13 protein-coding genes and 1 pseudogene are annotated in these 15,825 nt (G+C 56.1%); 1 reads left to right on the forward strand and 13 read right to left on the reverse strand.

Going from position 1 to position 15,825, the window contains the following annotated elements; genetic code table 11:
* Position 1: 1 nt before the first annotated feature.
* The 6 genes and pseudogenes from fmt to gmk form a co-directional block, all read right to left on the reverse strand.
* Positions 2 to 916, reverse strand: a complete 915-nt coding sequence (gene fmt, locus KNP83_RS08230; protein ID WP_353048546.1) for a methionyl-tRNA formyltransferase — start codon at positions 914 to 916, stop codon at positions 2 to 4.
* A gap of 45 nt (positions 917 to 961) precedes the next feature.
* A pseudogene (gene def, locus KNP83_RS15230) lies at positions 962 to 1,387 on the reverse strand (peptide deformylase); the annotation flags it as partial.
* An 11-nt stretch (positions 1,388 to 1,398) separates the two neighbouring features.
* Positions 1,399 to 3,723, reverse strand: a complete 2,325-nt coding sequence (gene priA, locus KNP83_RS08235; RefSeq protein ID WP_214762060.1) for a primosomal protein N' — start codon at positions 3,721 to 3,723, stop codon at positions 1,399 to 1,401.
* Positions 3,720 to 4,910 (reverse strand): bifunctional phosphopantothenoylcysteine decarboxylase/phosphopantothenate--cysteine ligase CoaBC, encoded by a 1,191-nt coding sequence (gene coaBC / locus KNP83_RS08240; RefSeq protein WP_214762061.1) that lies wholly within the window; start codon positions 4,908 to 4,910, stop codon positions 3,720 to 3,722. The genes priA and coaBC overlap by 4 nt, the downstream gene beginning before the upstream one ends.
* Before the next feature lie 59 nt (positions 4,911 to 4,969).
* Positions 4,970 to 5,179: a DNA-directed RNA polymerase subunit omega gene (rpoZ, locus tag KNP83_RS08245; RefSeq protein WP_114165503.1), complete on the reverse strand. Its 210-nt coding sequence runs from the start codon at positions 5,177 to 5,179 to the stop codon at positions 4,970 to 4,972.
* Positions 5,179 to 5,826 carry a guanylate kinase gene (gmk, locus tag KNP83_RS08250; protein ID WP_214762062.1) on the reverse strand — a complete coding sequence of 216 codons (648 nt, stop codon included), beginning with the start codon at positions 5,824 to 5,826 and terminating at the stop codon, positions 5,179 to 5,181. The genes rpoZ and gmk overlap by 1 nt, the downstream gene beginning before the upstream one ends.
* A gap of 131 nt (positions 5,827 to 5,957) precedes the next feature.
* On the opposite strand from gmk, the gene KNP83_RS08255 reads away from it, so the two are divergent.
* Positions 5,958 to 7,646 carry an Rqc2 family fibronectin-binding protein gene (locus KNP83_RS08255; protein ID WP_214762395.1) on the forward strand — a complete coding sequence of 563 codons (1,689 nt, stop codon included), beginning with the start codon at positions 5,958 to 5,960 and terminating at the stop codon, positions 7,644 to 7,646.
* Positions 7,647 to 7,826: 180 nt separating this feature from the next.
* Here KNP83_RS08255 and KNP83_RS08260 read toward each other — a convergent pair whose 3' ends face one another.
* The 7 genes from KNP83_RS08260 to carB all read right to left on the reverse strand — a co-directional run bounded on the left by KNP83_RS08260 (position 7,827) and on the right by carB (position 15,825).
* The gene (locus KNP83_RS08260; protein ID WP_214762063.1) at positions 7,827 to 8,762 is read right to left on the reverse strand and encodes an FUSC family protein; all 936 of its coding nucleotides are present in this window, start codon (positions 8,760 to 8,762) and stop codon (positions 7,827 to 7,829) included.
* Positions 8,759 to 9,589 carry a DUF4097 family beta strand repeat-containing protein gene (locus tag KNP83_RS08265; RefSeq protein ID WP_214762064.1) on the reverse strand — a complete coding sequence of 277 codons (831 nt, stop codon included), beginning with the start codon at positions 9,587 to 9,589 and terminating at the stop codon, positions 8,759 to 8,761. Before KNP83_RS08265 ends, KNP83_RS08260 begins: the two co-directional genes overlap by 4 nt.
* A 101-nt stretch (positions 9,590 to 9,690) precedes the next feature.
* On the reverse strand, positions 9,691 to 10,320 hold the full coding sequence (pyrE, locus tag KNP83_RS08270; RefSeq protein WP_214762065.1) for an orotate phosphoribosyltransferase: 630 nt from the start codon (positions 10,318 to 10,320) through the stop codon (positions 9,691 to 9,693).
* Positions 10,304 to 11,008, reverse strand: coding sequence for an orotidine-5'-phosphate decarboxylase (gene pyrF / locus KNP83_RS08275; protein WP_214762066.1), 705 nt, complete (start codon positions 11,006 to 11,008; stop codon positions 10,304 to 10,306). Before pyrF ends, pyrE begins: the two co-directional genes overlap by 17 nt.
* A complete protein-coding gene (locus KNP83_RS08280) occupies positions 10,983 to 11,909 on the reverse strand; it encodes a dihydroorotate dehydrogenase (RefSeq protein ID WP_214762067.1) in 927 nt (308 codons plus the stop codon). Before KNP83_RS08280 ends, pyrF begins: the two co-directional genes overlap by 26 nt.
* Positions 11,906 to 12,625, reverse strand: coding sequence for a dihydroorotate dehydrogenase electron transfer subunit (locus KNP83_RS08285; protein WP_214762068.1), 720 nt, complete (start codon positions 12,623 to 12,625; stop codon positions 11,906 to 11,908). Before KNP83_RS08285 ends, KNP83_RS08280 begins: the two co-directional genes overlap by 4 nt.
* Positions 12,622 to 15,825 carry a carbamoyl-phosphate synthase large subunit gene (gene carB / locus KNP83_RS08290; protein WP_214762069.1) on the reverse strand — a complete coding sequence of 1,068 codons (3,204 nt, stop codon included), beginning with the start codon at positions 15,823 to 15,825 and terminating at the stop codon, positions 12,622 to 12,624. The genes KNP83_RS08285 and carB overlap by 4 nt, the downstream gene beginning before the upstream one ends.

The following is a 15,825-nucleotide window of genomic DNA, read 5'->3' on the forward strand; positions in this document are numbered from 1 at the left end:
ATTATCCTCCTAGTCGATCGCCGACTTGTAACTTTTGGCCGGCCCCACGCATGAAGGTGGCCCCGTCCATTCGCTTTTTACCAGATGGTTGCAAGTCGACCACTTTTATGGCGACCCCGTCGCCTGTCGCGACGACAAATCCATCCTCTTCAAGCCGGAGAATCGTTCCCGGTTCACCCGTCCCTGTCGTTTTCGACCCGAAGAACAGTTTGACCCGTTCCCCGGCAATCGTCGTATACGCCGTCGGGAACGGATTCATCCCTCTGATGTGGTTATAAATGTCTGCACCGGAACGGGTCCAGTCAATCTGTTCCCGCTCCCGGCTGATGTTCGGTGCGAACGTGACGTCACGCTCGTCTTGTGGCACGGCTTCAATCCAACCAGCAAGGAAGGCCGGAAGCGTCTTGAGCAACAAGTCCGATCCTGCGACCGCGAGCTTGTCGAACAACGTGCCGACCGTGTCCGCTTCTTCAATCGGGACGACCGTGTTGGCGATCATGTCGCCGGCGTCGAGCTTATCGACCATATACATGATCGTGACGCCCGTCTCCTTGTCCCCGTCGAGAATGGCCTGATGAATCGGCGCGCCGCCGCGATGTTTCGGCAAGAGTGAGGCGTGCACGTTGATGGCGCCATGTTTCGGTGCTTCTAGCAGTGCGGTCGGGACGATTTGTCCATACGCCGCCGTCACAATCAAATCGGGCTCGAGTGCCAAGATGTCCGCATAATCGGTCCGCACCTTCTCAGGCTGCAAGACCGGGATATTATGGCGCAGGGCACACTCTTTCACCGGCGTCGGTTTCAGTTCGCGTTTTCGTCCGACCGGTTTGTCCGGTTGCGAGACGACACCTACGACATTGTATCCTTCTTCGAGCAAGCGCTCAAGTACGGATACGGCAAACGTCGGTGTGCCCATGAAGACGATGCGTTGATCCGTCCCTTTGTCCGGCACGGCGAGCTTGTCTGTGAACAAGACCCCGTCCAAATGGTCGATCTCATGTTGAATCGCCCGGGCGAAAAATCCGCTCGCCTTCACTTGTTGGGTGCGGCCCTTCAAATCCTGCGTCTTGACGACGATCGTCTCATGCCGTTCGACGAACCCGAATTCCCCCGGGATGCTCAAACAGCCTTCGAGACCGACCTCGGTCCCCGACGTCTCGATGATCTCCGGATTGATCAACACGAGCGGTCCCGTCTCATCATCCGTATGGACGACGGCGAGCCGTTGGTTCAAATTGACCTGTGGGGCGGCCACGCCGACCCCATCATATTCATACATCGTGTCGAACAGTCGATCGACCGTCTGACGCAATTTTTTATCAAACTTTGTCACCGGATCACACGTGACCCGTAAAATCTCATTTGGAATCTCTACAACTTTATACATCTGGTTCCACCTCACATGAATACGTATGGGTTTACGTCGATACTCAATTGATATTCTTTTTTGCTGATTGCCTTCGCCCGTGCCTGTTGCAGCGTGGCGAGGACCGGATATAACGCTTCCGGATGTTTCGTCTTGATGAACAGTTGATAGCGGAACATATTTTTTAACTTCGACAATGGAGCCGGCATCGGCCCGTTCAGTCGTGACTGGGCCACGTGCGCCTCGACGAAATCGGCGGCGAACAGCTCGGCCTCGGCTTGGGCGACGAGCGGACTTTCCGCCGCGAACGTGACGAGCGTGACGTACCAGTACGGGGGATGATTGCCGACTTGGCGCAATTGCATCTCTCGCGCGTAAAACGACTCATAGTCGTGCTCGCTCGCCGTCTCGATGACGTAATGGTCCGGGTTGTACGTCTGAACATATGCCTCGCCCGGCAAAGTGCCGCGTCCGGCCCGACCGGCGACTTGGGTGACGAGTTGGAACGTGCGCTCGGTCGCCCGGAAATCGGGCATGCCGAGCGTCGCATCCGCCGCGAGCACGCCGACGAGTGTGACGTTCGGGAAATCGAGCCCTTTAGCGATCATCTGGGTGCCGAGCAGGATGTCGGCCTCCCCGTCCTCGAAACGCTTCAACAGTTGTTCGTGTGATCCTTTGCGGGACGTCGTATCTTGGTCCATCCGAATGATCCGCGCCTCGGGGATGCGATTTAACAGCTCGGTCTCAATCTTTTGCGTACCGGTGCCGAACTGTTTGATTTTCTTACTGTCACACGTCGGGCATTTGGACGGCATCCCAATCTCGTAGCCACAATAGTGACATTTAAGCCGGTCACCGTGTTGATGATACGTCAAGTTGACGGCACAGTGCGGGCAAGTGAGTCCTTCCCCGCAATCGCGGCACATGACGAACGTCGTGAAGCCGCGCCGGTTGAGCAAGATGACGCACTGTTCTTTTTTGGCGATGCGGTCGTTGATGGCGACGAATAAATCTTCTGAGAACATCGTCGTGTTACCTTTGGCGAGCTCGCGTCGCATATCGATAATATGGACCGGCGGCATCTCGCCGCCGTACCGTTCGCTCAACTGCAAATAGCGATAGACGCCTTTTTGGGCGCGGGCGTAGGATTCGAGCGACGGGGTCGCACTTCCGAGGACGACCGGGCAGTCGTGATACTGGGCCCGCCAAATTGCGACGTCACGCGCATGATAACGCGGGTTCTCTTCTTGCTTGTACGTCGTCTCATGCTCTTCGTCTAAGATAATGAGCCCGATGTTTTCGAGCGGTGCGAAAATCGCGGAGCGTGCCCCGACGACGACGTCGACTTCACGTCGTTTGATTTTGCGCCACTCGTCATACTTCTCTCCTTGCGACAAGGCGCTATGAAGCACGGCGACGCGGTCGCCGAAGCGGCGTTTGAATCGTTTGACCATCATCGGCGTGAGCGAGATTTCCGGGACGAGCAAAATCGCCTGTTTGCCGTCGTCGACGACTTGTCCAATCGCCTCTAAATAGACCTCGGTCTTTCCGCTACCGGTGACACCGTGCAACAGTAACGTCTCCCCGGCTTCGGCGTCGCGGATGGCGTGGACGGCCGTGGCTTGACTGTCGTTCAGTTCGACCGTCTCGATGACCTGTTCAATCGTGGCGTACGGGTCGCGGTTCAGTTCGACCTCGGTCACTTTGACGGCACGGAGCGACTCCATCTTTTGCAGTTGCGCGCGCGACAAGCCGATTTGACGTAACGACGACCAATACATCCGCGGGACGTCCTGCAACAACTGAATCGCCTCTTGTTGTTTCTTCGCCCGGGCCGGGATGAGCGTCGCATCAATCAGTTCGATGACGAGGTCCGTCTTCACCGTCCGTTTTTCTTTTAACACCGGTGCGAGCAAGATGTCCCCTTTTTTGGCGAGCGCCAAGATGATGGACTGCGTCTCTTTCGGATACTCGGAAAGATGGGTACCGGCTCGAACGCCGTCCGGGAGCATCTCGCCTTTAATCTCTTTGTCGTAGCTCACTTTTAACGCTGCCGGCAACATGGCGAGAAGTGCCGATGACCGGAAGCAGAGCGTCGTCTCTTTCACGTGGGTCGATAAGTCGAGCAACTCGTCCGTCAAAGACGATTCTTCATCTAATAGGGCCTCCAGCGGCTTTAACCCGTCGCGCGTCCCTTCGGAGACACCGGTGACGATGCCGAGCAGGCGTCGTGATCCGAACGGGACCGAAACGCGCATGCCCGGTTCGATTAACGTCTTGAACTGGGACGGTACTTCATAATCGAACGGGCGGTCGATCGTGATGACGGGCGCGTCGACATGAACGTGGGCAATCATCGCAAATCTTCCTTAAAATGTGTGAGCAACTCGACAGCGAGTTCGCGCTTGCTCTGTCGCGGCAAGCGGACGTGGGCCCCATCCGCTCGGAACAACGTGACTTCGTTGTCATCGGCGCGGAAGCCGATATCCGGCTGCGACACATCGTTGGCGACGAGATAGTCGACCCGTTTGCGGGCGATTTTATCGCGGGCGTGTTGCTCGAGGTGCTCCGTCTCGGCCGCGAAGCCGACGAGGAGCTGGTGCGTCTTCTTCTCCCCGAGCGTCTTCAAAATATCGGTCGTCTCTTCAAGCTCGATCGTCAACGGACCGTGCACTTTTTTATGTTTCTCGCTATGGACCGTCTTCGGACGATAGTCGGCGACAGCGGCTGACTTGATGACGAGGTCTTGGTCATCGAAGCGGGCGAGCACCGTCTCAAGCATATCGGCCCCTGATTCGACGGCGATGGCGGTCACACCGTCTGGTACGGGCACTTGTAGCGGGCCGTGGACGAGCGTGACGTACGCGCCCATATCACGGGCGGCTGCGGCGAGCGCGACGCCCATCTTGCCTGAGGAGTCGTTCGATAAGAAGCGGACCGGATCGATCCGTTCAACCGTCGGACCGGCCGTGATCAACACGCGTTTCCCGAGCAGATGTTTCGGGACGAACTGGCTCTCGACGATGCGGACGAGGTCTTCCGGCTCCGGGAGCCGTCCCCCACCAATCCATCCGCACGCGAGGTTCCCAACGCCCGGTTCGATGATTTGATAGCCGAACGTTTTGAGCGTCTCGATATTGCGACGTGTCGCCGGATTTTCGAGCATATTGACGTTCATCGCCGGTGAGACGATGACGGGGCATTTGGCCGCTAAAATCGAGGTCGTGATGAAGTCATCGGCAATACCGGCCGCGAGTTTCGCGATCATGTTCGCCGTGGCAGGTGCGACGACGATCAAGTCGCTCGTATCGACGACGTCGATGTGGGCGATTTTGGTCGGGTCATGTTCTTCGAACACGTCGGTGTAAACCGGATTTCGGCTGAGCGCCTGAAACGTTGCTTTCCCGACGAATTCTTCGGCCGACGCGGTCATCGCCACTCGAACGTTCGCACCGGCCTGGACGAGTTTCGACGTGAGCGCGCACGCTTTATACGCCGCGATTCCGCCGCTCACACAAAGCAAGATATTCCGATCGTTCAACATTCACAATTCTCCCCCTTATAGACAATGAGACCCAAGTCGCATCCGACTTGGGTCACACTTCATCCGTTGTTTTTTTCGTTCGCGATGATCGTCGTGTCACCCGAATACAATTCTTCTAACGCTTGACCGACCGGCTTATATGATTTTGGCGCGGCGACTTTCGGTGCTTTTCCATCCTGAATTTGGCGGGCCCGCTTCGCGGCCACCGTCACGATCGTGTATTTCGACGGGATGATACGTTGTAAGGCATCAATCGAAGGGTATAACATTAAATGACCTCCATCATGGCTTTTTTATAGAGAGATGCGACACGTTCACGTTTACAATGTTCGGCCGTCACAATCGCTTTTATACGATCGATCGCTTTGTCCACTTCATCATTCGTAACGACGTAATCGTAGGCATCCATCAATTCAATTTCTTCCCGGGCGACGAGCAAGCGTTGCTTAATCACGTCTTCCGATTCCGTGCCTCGACCGACTAAGCGGTTGCGTAGTTCTTGCAGGCTTGGCGGCGCCAAGAATAAAAAGACCGCTTCCGGGAAACGCTCTTTCACTTGGAAAGCGCCTTGGACTTCAATCTCGAGGATGACGTCCTTCCCGCTTTCGAGTGTCTCACGAACCCATTCGACCGGTGTCCCATAATAGTTGCCGACAAATTCAGCGTGCTCGAGCAGTTGCTTATGCTCGATCATGTGTTCAAATTGTTCTCTCGTCTTAAAGAAGTAGTGTACGCCTTCCACTTCTCCTTCGCGCGGTTTGCGGGTCGTCGCCGAGACCGAATATTGAAGGTTGTTGTTCTCTTCCTCGCGGAGCACTCGACAAACGGTACCTTTCCCGACACCGCTCGGGCCAGACAAGACGATTAATAATCCTCGTTCTTTAAAATTCACTGCAAGACCTCCATCTTCTAACATCACATTTAATTATAATAGCAGTCAATCAATTGTTCCGGCAAGAAGAAGTTCGGATTTCCTACTTCATCGTACCATATTTTCCGTGAATCTGATAACGTAGAGACAGAAAAAGAACAAAGGTGATGAGACTAGTGGCATATGATGGATTAATGACATATCGTGTTGTAACAGAATTACAAGCGCTCGTCGGCGGGCGCATCAATCGCGTGCACCAACCGTTTTCGCTCGATTTGATGATTCAAGTCCGCTCGAACCGCCAAAGCGTCCAACTGCTCGTTTCGGCGAACGCGATGTACGCACGGCTCCAACTGACCGATAACCCGACCAAGAACCCGCAAGAACCACCGATGTTTTGTATGATGCTCCGCAAACATATCGAAGGCGGCTTCATCACGGCGATCGAACAAGTCGGTCGTGACCGTGTCATCGTTTTGTCGATTCGTTCACGAAACGAGCTCGGCGACGAAGAGAATAAGAAAGTCTATATCGAACTGATGGGACGTCACTCGAACGTCGTCTTGACGAACGAGGACGGCAAGATTTTAGATGCCATCAAACATCTCCCGCCGTCACAGAACACGTATCGGACGATCATGCCGGGCAGCGAATACTTACTACCCCCGGCCCAAGACAAGTGTGACCCGTTGACGGAGCGCGAGGCCGGCTTGAAACGCATCGACTGGAACGCCGGCTCGCTCGACAAGCAGCTCGTGGCCAGTTTTGCTGGACTCAGCCCACAAATCGCCCAAGAGATCGTCCACCGGGCCAAACTCCCGAACCGGACGAGCATCGAGGAGGCGTTCATCAGCGTGATGAGCGACCTCGAAGGCCCTTATGTCTTCCAACAGCTCGCCTCAGGCAAAGAGCGCTTCAGTCCGATCGTGCTCACGTCTGGTGACATCGCTTCGGAAGAGCGTTATGAGACGAGCAAAGACGTCCTCGACCGCTTCTTCTATGAGAAGGCGAACCGGGACCGCGTCAAACAACAAGCCCATGACGTCGAGCGTCTGCTCAAGTCCGAACTCGAGAAAAACCTGTTGAAGCGCAAGCGCCTGCTCGATGATTTGAAGGCGACGGAACGGTCCGACGAGCTCCAGAAATATGGGGAGCTGTTGACAACGTATTTGTTCCAACTCGAGAAAGGGATGACCGTTGCCCACGTCGTCGACTATTATGACGAGGAAGGCGGCATGATCGACATCCCGCTCAACAAGCTCAAGACACCGAACGAGAACGCGCAAGCGTACTATAAGAAATACAACAAGTTGAAAGTCGCCAAAGTCGAAGTGCAGAAACAAATCGAGTTGAACGACGCCGAGATTCAGTATCTAGAGACACTCGTCGCCCAACTCGATGTCGCCTCACCGGCCGATATCGTCGAGATTCGCGAAGAGTTGGCGGAAGGCGGCTACATGAAACAACGGAATCAAAAGAAGAAACAGACGAAGAAAATTTCGCTTGAAGCGTATACGTCGTCGACAGGGACCGAATTCTTCGTCGGGAAGAACAATACGCAAAACGATCATTTGACGTTCAAGTTCGCCCGCCGCGATGAGATTTGGCTCCATGTGAAAGATATTCCTGGCTCGCACGTCATCATTCGTTCGAGCGAACCGGATGAGACGACGCTCCTCGAGGCGGCGACCGTCGCCGCGTACTTCTCGAAGGCGCGAGCCTCGAGCGGTGTGCCGGTCGATTACACGAAAGCACGTTACGTGAAAAAGCCGAGTGGCGCCAAGCCTGGATTCGTCATCTATACGGATCAACAGACGGTGTACGTCACGCCGGATGAACGGCTCGTCAAATCACTCCAGCAATGAGTTCTGGCCACGTCGCATGACGTGGTTTTTTTGTGTGGATTCTTGTTCTCGCCTTCGCTGGCACCCTCCGTTCCTGGGGCGATGCGACTCCGGGATTGCCTGTGGAAAGCGAAGGCGCCGTAAGGACGTGCTCGCAATCAATCATGAAAACAAGGCCCCGTCATCGTGACGGGGCCTTGTTTATTTCGGATTATGTTTGAACGCTTCGAGCTGTTCATGATAGTCGAGCAAGTGCCCGTGTAAGATTTCAGAAACGGATAAATCCTCGTGCGGTAACGTGAACAGCGAGTATGGTTTGTCACACGTGTAGAGGATATCGTGGTGATGCGCGAGGAGGTATAAAAACTCGGACTCGAACGCCCGACGTTCCTCTTCATCCATCAATAAGAGCGCCTCGCGATGTTCGGCGAGGCTCTCGAGCAACAAGACGAGCTTGTCCTCGAGATGAATCAATAACCGGTACTGCTTCATCGTCAAATGCTTCAATTTCACGTTCGTCACTTTCAGATCCTCTTGGAGCATCATGTGCAGCTCTTGATGGCCGAGGATGCGGGCTCGCGTTTCGAGCAGTTCTGCCGGCGAACCGACGAGCTCGCGCCAGTGTTGGAACATGTACGCCGACGTCTTCCGAATCTCACTGAGCAATCGCTCCTCGTAACGAGGCGGCATAAACGCATAGTTGACACCGAGCGAGACGAAGACACCGACGGCCGTCAACAAGGAACGGGTCCATGCATAATGAAAGAAGTCGGTCGTCGGGTTCTCGAGCATGAGCACGATTGCGAACGCCGCATACGTCGACATGTGGGTCTTATCGAACGTCGTGTTGAGCGTGAGCGCGACGATGACGGCGAGGCCGATTGAAATCGGGTTGACCCCGAACGCGTAGACGATCAAGAGACCGCACATGAGGCCGACCATCGTTCCGAAGATGCGGCTGAAGACGATTTTCGATGATCGTTTCACGGTCGGTTGCATGGCGACGACGGCCGCGATGGCCCCCATGCCTGAATAGATGCCGAACACATACCACGACAAAGCGATCGTGATGGCGACGGCGATGCCGGTCTTCAATGTCCGAAGACCGACTTTTGGGATGTAGCGTTTATTGATCATTTCAATTCGACCTTTCCTGTCTCGGAAATGAGTTCGATGTTTGGTCGATTCGAGTTCGACAGATGGTACACGCCGCCCCCGATCTCGTTGAACCGTTCCGACGCCGTCACATTGCCCGACGTCGTGACGGTCACTTGGCCGGTCGCATTGCGCGGCGCGTAAGCGAGTGTTCCCGCTTCCGTCTGAATCGTCATGCTTTGATTGACGACGATGTCGCTCACGGTCGCGTTCCGATACGACCGGATATCTCCCGTGACGACACGGACGGTTTCGAGTGTCGTATCACTCCGTGTCTCGACACGAAGCCGATCACTTTCGAGTTTTTTTACATTGATGGCGTTCGCCTCCAAGACGATCGTCTTGGCAATCAATCCTTGGCCGGTCACTTGCTCGGCCTCGACTTCAATCGATGTCATCGAGCTCGGCAAGGCGACTCGGATTTTATAACGGGATGGTTCATCACTCGCCCGACTACCGAATTGACTGAATTGGCCGTAACGTTCGACGACCGAAATCGTATCGCCGACCGATTTGACTTTGATGCGACGCTCTTTCGAGTTCGTCTGTAACACATCAATGTGGACTTTCTCATTCGTGCTGCGAACGAACTCGACATTGCCGTGTGCCGTCTCGAGCCGAAGTTTCTTCATTTGATAGCGGTCCTCGTACGTGTCCCCGAGTGCCAACACGTGACTGAATATGAATAAATTCAAGAAGAAGATGAGGGGCAAAACGGTGAGGACGAGTCCGAACGCAAGTTTACGATGTTTCGGGATTGCTTGAAAGCGGGCTTTCAAGGACTTTCCCTTCATTCTAGAATACGCCATACATATCTCCTTTTTCGACTGCTTTCCCTATTCTAACATGTTCAGTATCCCATGTACCGAATAGAAAAAGAATCCGCCCGGAGGTGGATTCTCGTTGCAGATTATGAAGATAAGACACGTTCGCTCCAACCGGTCGGGTCGTTTCGCCACTCGCGCAAGGAAGCAACTTCTTCTTTACTGATGATTCGCTTCTTGACGGCAACGTCGAGCACATCCAACAGTGTAATCAGGGCATGCGCAGTAAATTCAGAGTCCAACAGATTGATGAGGAAACGGTCCAGACCGTAGGAGAAGATTGCCTGAATCTTAATGACTTCCCCTCCGGCTTTCTGAATCGCCTTGGCAGCCGCGATGCTGGACGAGCCTGTCGAGAGTAAGTCTTCAATCACGACGACACGAGCCCCTGGTTCAAATCGGCCCTCGATTTGATTCCCTTTCCCGTGTCCTTTCGCACTCGAACGGACGTAGACGAGCGGTAATCCGAGCCGATCGGCCACCAGTGTCGCATGAGGAATCCCAGCTGTTGCCGTCCCGGCGATGACGTCGGCGTCGAGCGGACGAATCACCTCGACGAGCGCATCGACGATGAGATTGCGGACGTCCGGATAGCTGAGCGTCAAGCGATTGTCACAATAGATTGGACTCTTCAGTCCGCTCGACCACGTGTACGGGTTGTCTGGTGATAGGGTGATGGCCTCAATCTGTAATAAAGCTTCAGCGATTTGTCTCATAAGTTCGACTCCATTCTTGTAAGTAGTGTGCATAGGCAGCGTTCGGGTCTTCGGCCCGGGTGATGGGTCGGCCGACGACGATGGCCGACACACCTGCGTCACGAGCCGCTTTCGGCGTGGCGATCCGGACTTGGTCGTCCGTGGCCTCGTTCATCCGGATGCCTGGCGTCACGGTCATGAACTTGCTCCCGAGCGTTTGACGAATCGCGCTAGCCTCATGCACGGACGCGACGACGCCATCGAGCCCGGCTTGGTCGGCCATGGCAGCCTGGCGAAGGACGGCCTGTTCGAGCCCCCCGCCGATGTGTAGCTCTTCGGCGAGCATTCGTTCATCGGTCGACGTCAACTGGGTGACCCCAATCAATTTCGTCGTATCAGTCACATCGCGTAAGCCGTCCAAGGCGTAACGCATCATCGTCTCGCCGCCGAGCGTATGGACGTTCGTCAACTCGACGCCGAGGCGTCCGATTTGACGGAGTGTACGTCGTGCCGTCTCCGGGATGTCATGCACTTTGACGTCCAAGAAGACCGGGTAACCGCTGTCGACGAGTTGTTCGACAAAGCGGCCCCCTTCCCGATAGAACAGTTCCATCCCGACTTTGACAGCCGGTTTTTGATCGATTCGTTCCAACAAGCGGAACGCGTCGGCGCCCGTCTCGACATCAAGCGCGAGATACAATCTGTTCATAAGCTTTCCCCCTGATGTCTAAAATGTGATCAATCCCGAGTTCGTCGAGTCGTCCTGGTAACGCTTCGATGATTTCCTGACAGACGTACGGGTTTTCAAAATTGGCCGTCCCGACCGCGACCGCCGAAGCACCCGCATAAATAAACTCTAACACATCATCGACTGTCCGCACGCCGCCCATGCCGATAATCGGGATGTCGACGGCCTGAGCGACCTCATACACCATGCGGATGGCGACCGGTTTGATGGCCGGTCCGGACAAACCACCGATGCGGTTGGCGAGAATCGGTTGTCCGGTCGTGACATCGATGCGCATCCCGACGAGTGTGTTAATCATCGTGATGCCGTCGGCCCCGGCCGCTTCGACCGCTTTCGCCATCGCCGTGATCGACGTAACGTTCGGTGATAGTTTGACGTACACCGGTTTCGTCGATGCTGCTTTGACAAGCCGGGTCAATTCCGCTGCCATCTCGGGATCGGTCCCGAACTGCATCCCGCCGCATTTCACGTTCGGGCATGAGATGTTCAGTTCGAGCGCTTTGATGGTCGGGTCCGCACTGAGCTCACGTGCGACGTGGATGTACTCTTCTGGCGTCGACCCGGCCACGTTCGCGATAATCTCCGTGTCGAACGTGGACAAGAACGGGAGCTTGTCCTCGATAATCGCCTCGACACCCGGATTTTGGAGACCGATGGCGTTCAGCATCCCTTGTGCCGTCTCGGCGACCCGCGGTGTGCCGTTGCCGAATCGCGACTCGCCTGTCGCTGCTTTAATCATGATGCCGCCAAGCATCGATAAATCATACAGTTTGGCGAACTCTTCCCCGAATCCGAAACAGCCGGATGCCGGCATAATCGGATTCTTCAACTGTAAGCCTGGCAAATCGACGTGTAGTCTCATAGCGTCACCTCTTCTGCCCGAAATACCGGTCCGTCGCTGCACACTTTGACGTAACCGCCTGGCGCTTCGCACACGCAAGCGAAACAAGCGCCGATGCCACACCCCATCCGATTCTCAATCGAGAGATAGCGTTCCTCGATGTGTGACGCGGCGACCGCTTTCAACATCGGTTCTGGCCCGCAACTGAACAATACGTCGGCGTCGACCCGGGCGAGTGGGCCCGTGACGAAGCCTTGTTCTCCGTATGAGCCGTCGACCGTCGTGATCATCGTTTCCCCTAGTTCACGGAACGCCTCTTCATAAAAAATGCTCGTCTTCGTATCAAACCCGAGAATGGCGATCGTCTCGATCCCCCGTGCGGCGAGCATACGCCGCGTATAGTAGAGCGGCGGCACCCCGATGCCCCCACCGACGAGAACGACCCGCTTGCCCGTCTGTTCGAGCGGGAAGCCGTTGCCGAGCGGTCCGAGGACGTCCAAGACGTCCCCCTTCCGTCGGGCGGCCAAATCTGACGTCCCACTGCCGATCACTTTATACAGAAACGTGACGACGTTGCCGTCGACGTTCGCGACCGAGAGCGGCCGGCGCAACAGTTCTGACGTCTTCACATGGAAGAACGTGCCCGGCGCAACGGTCTGCGGTGGAATCTCGATTTTCATCTCCATCGTCGCGGTCGCGATCAATCGGTTCGATAAAATGGTCGCGAGTTGTCTCATACGGTCACCCCGAACGTCGTGAACGCCGGCAGGCTCGTCGTTTGGAACGACAGGCTCTCGATGACTTGGAGCAGCGCCTTGACCGTGTCGAGCGACGTCAAGCAGAGCACCCCTTGCTCGGCCGCGGCCCGGCGGATGATGAATCCGTCTTTCGTCGCCAAGGCGTCACGTGTCGTCGTGTTCAAGACGATATCGACTTCCCCTCGTTCGATGACGCTCAGCATCGTCTCTCCAGCTTCATTGATTTTCCCGACCGGGTGGACAGGTAGGCCGTCTGTCGAGAGCGCCTGCGCCGTACCGGACGTGGCCATCAAACGGAAGCCGAGTCGATTGAAGCGGCGGGCGATGTCGAGCGCTTCTTCCTTGTCTTGGTCGGCTACCGTCAACAGGACGTTCCCTTTTAAGGCAATCGTCATCCCGGCGGCGACGAGTCCTTTATAGAGTGCCTTCTCGAGCGTACGGTCGGTTGCCATGACTTCACCGGTCGATTTCATCTCCGGCCCAAGTGATGGGTCGACTTCTTTCAGTTTCGCGAAACTGAATACCGGGACTTTGACCGAGATGGCGTCCGCTTCCGGATGGAGCCCTGTCCCGAGTCCGAGTTCTTGCAGGCTCGTCCCAAGAATTGTCTGCGTAGCGATTCGTGCGACCGGCAGCCCCGTCACTTTCGAGATGAACGGCACGGTCCGGCTTGCGCGCGGGTTGACCTCGATGACGTATAAGTCGTCGGCGTAGACAAACTGGATATTGAGCAACCCTTTAATGTTGAACGCCTTGGCGAGTTTGATCGTGTAGTCGACGACCTTCTGTTTTAACGCTTCGCTCAACCGTTGTGGCGGATACACGGCGATCGAGTCGCCCGAATGGACCCCGGCCCGTTCGATATGTTCCATGATGCCCGGGATGTAGACGTCTGTCCCATCACAGATGGCGTCGACTTCGATCTCGATGCCCGTCAAATAGCGATCAATCAGGACGGGACGGTCTTTCGAGGCGACAACGGCGTGGCGCATGTATCGCTCGAGCTCCGAGCGCTCGTAAACGATCTCCATGGCCCGGCCGCCGAGGACGTATGACGGGCGGACGAGCACCGGATAGCCGAGCATGTCGGCGCAGGCGACAGCCTCTTCGACCGTGACCGCCGTCTTGCCTGGTGGTTGGGCGAGTCGCTCGGCCGAGAGCGTCGCTTCGAACGCTTTCCGGTCTTCGGCGCGGTCGATATCCTCCAGCGACGTCCCTAAAATCTGGACCCCTTCCGCTTCGAGCGAGGCCGCCAAGTTGATGGCCGTCTGGCCACCGAATTGGACGATGACACCGAGCGGCTGTTCGTTACGGATGACCTCGAGTACGTCCTCGGTCGTGAGCGGTTCGAAGTAGAGCCGGTCCGAGATCGAGAAGTCGGTCGACACCGTCTCCGGGTTGTTGTTGATGATGATGGCTTCATAACCGGCGTCACGAATCGTCTGAATCGAATGGACGGTCGCGTAATCGAACTCGACACCTTGTCCGATGCGGATCGGACCCGATCCGAGGACGAGAATCGATGGTTTGTCGGTCTTCACGGCCTCGTTCTCGACTTCGTACGTCCCGTAAAAGTACGGTGTCTCCGAGGCGAACTCGGCCGCACACGTGTCGACCATCTTGTACACCGGGCGGATGCCCCAGTCGTTCCGGAGCGACGTCACCGTCTCCACGCTCTCGTTCATGATGCGGGCAATCATCTTATCGCTGAAGCCGAGACGTTTCGTCTCGAGGAGGCGTTCTGGCGTGAGCGGCTCAAGCCGGAGCGTCTCTTCCTGTTGCCAAATCCGTGCGAGTTTCGATAGGAAGAAGCGGTCGATTTTCGTCAGCTCATGCAACTGTTCCGTCGAATAGCCGCGACGGAGCGCCTCATAGAGCATCCACAACCGTTCATCGGTCGGCGTGGTCAACTCACGGTCGAGCTCCTCTGTCGTCAATTGCGAAAGCCGGGGCACGGCCAAGTCTTCTGTCCCGAGTTCAAGTGAACGGACAGCCTTGAGAAGCGCTTCCTCCAAGTTGCGGCCAATCGCCATCACTTCCCCGGTCGCTTTCATCTGGGTGCCGAGGCGGCGGTCGGCCGTCTCAAACTTATCGAAGGCGAAGCGTGGAATTTTGGCGACGACATAGTCGAGCGCCGGTTCGAACGAGGCGTAACTCGTCTCCGTCACCGGGTTCTTCAGTTCTGACAATTTGTATCCGACCGCCACTTTTGCAGCCAGCTTCGCGATCGGGTATCCTGTCGCTTTCGAGGCGAGCGCCGAACTGCGCGAGACACGCGGGTTGACCTCGATGACGTAGTACGTGAAGCTGTCCGGGTCGAGGGCGAACTGGATGTTGCAGCCCCCTTCGATGCCGAGAGCACGGATGATATCAAGTGAGACGCTGCGGAGCATCTGATAGTCGCGGTCCGACAGTGTCTGCGTCGGGGCGAAGACGATCGAGTCGCCCGTATGGACCCCGACCGGGTCAAAGTTTTCCATCGCACAGACGATAATGGCCTGGTCGCTCGAATCGCGCATCACCTCATATTCGACTTCTTTCATGCCCGCAATCGATTTCTCGAGCAACACTTGTGTCACCGGACTCGCTTTCAGTCCTGATTCGACGAACTGCTCGAATTCATTCCGGTCATGGGCAATCCCGCCACCGGTTCCTCCGAGTGTGTACGCCGGGCGGATGATAATCGGATAGCCGATCCGGTCGGCAAAGCCCCAAGCCGACTCGAGCGACTGCACGATTTCGCTTTCCGGTACCCCGTGGCCGAGCTGATACATGAGGTCACGGAATTGCTCCCGATCCTCGGCTTGTTCGATGGCCGACAATTTCGTCCCGAGCAATTCGACGCCGCAATCTTCAAGCACGCCGCGGCGGTCGAGTTCCATCGCCAAGTTGAGGCCGGTCTGGCCGCCAAGTGTGGCCAGGAGGGCGTCCGGGCGTTCTTGACGGATAATCCGTTCGACGAACTCCGGTTCGAGCGGTTCGATATAGACACGGTCCGCCGTCGTCGGGTCGGTCATGATCGTGGCCGGGTTCGAGTTGACGAGGATGACCTCGTATCCTTCTTCTTTCAAGGCAAGACACGCCTGAGTACCAGCATAGTCAAATTCTGCCGCCTGTCCGATGACGATCGGGCCGGATCCGATTACAAGGATTTTCTGAATATCTGGTCGTTTTGGCAT

The sequence above is a fragment of the Exiguobacterium sp. s146 genome (assembly GCF_018618415.1).
Taxonomy (GTDB): domain Bacteria; phylum Bacillota; class Bacilli; order Exiguobacteriales; family Exiguobacteriaceae; genus Exiguobacterium.

Excerpts from the sequence above, each read along its gene's own strand:
- fmt (WP_353048546.1), bottom strand. The coding sequence starts at position 916 with ATGGGCACACCGACGTTTGCCGTATCCGTACTTGAGCGCTTGCTCGAA.
- priA (WP_214762060.1), bottom strand. The coding sequence starts at position 3,723 with ATGATTGCCCACGTTCATGTCGACGCGCCCGTCATCACGATCGACCGC.
- coaBC (WP_214762061.1), bottom strand. The coding sequence starts at position 4,910 with ATGTTGAACGATCGGAATATCTTGCTTTGTGTGAGCGGCGGAATCGCG.
- rpoZ (WP_114165503.1), bottom strand. The coding sequence starts at position 5,179 with ATGTTATACCCTTCGATTGATGCCTTACAACGTATCATCCCGTCGAAA.
- gmk (WP_214762062.1), bottom strand. The coding sequence starts at position 5,826 with ATGTTAGAAGATGGAGGTCTTGCAGTGAATTTTAAAGAACGAGGATTA.
- KNP83_RS08260 (WP_214762063.1), bottom strand. The coding sequence starts at position 8,762 with ATGATCAATAAACGCTACATCCCAAAAGTCGGTCTTCGGACATTGAAG.
- KNP83_RS08265 (WP_214762064.1), bottom strand. The coding sequence starts at position 9,589 with ATGGCGTATTCTAGAATGAAGGGAAAGTCCTTGAAAGCCCGCTTTCAA.
- pyrE (WP_214762065.1), bottom strand. The coding sequence starts at position 10,320 with ATGAGACAAATCGCTGAAGCTTTATTACAGATTGAGGCCATCACCCTA.
- pyrF (WP_214762066.1), bottom strand. The coding sequence starts at position 11,008 with ATGAACAGATTGTATCTCGCGCTTGATGTCGAGACGGGCGCCGACGCG.
- KNP83_RS08280 (WP_214762067.1), bottom strand. The coding sequence starts at position 11,909 with ATGAGACTACACGTCGATTTGCCAGGCTTACAGTTGAAGAATCCGATT.
- KNP83_RS08285 (WP_214762068.1), bottom strand. The coding sequence starts at position 12,625 with ATGAGACAACTCGCGACCATTTTATCGAACCGATTGATCGCGACCGCG.
- carB (WP_214762069.1), bottom strand. The coding sequence starts at position 15,825 with ATGCCAAAACGACCAGATATTCAGAAAATCCTTGTAATCGGATCCGGC.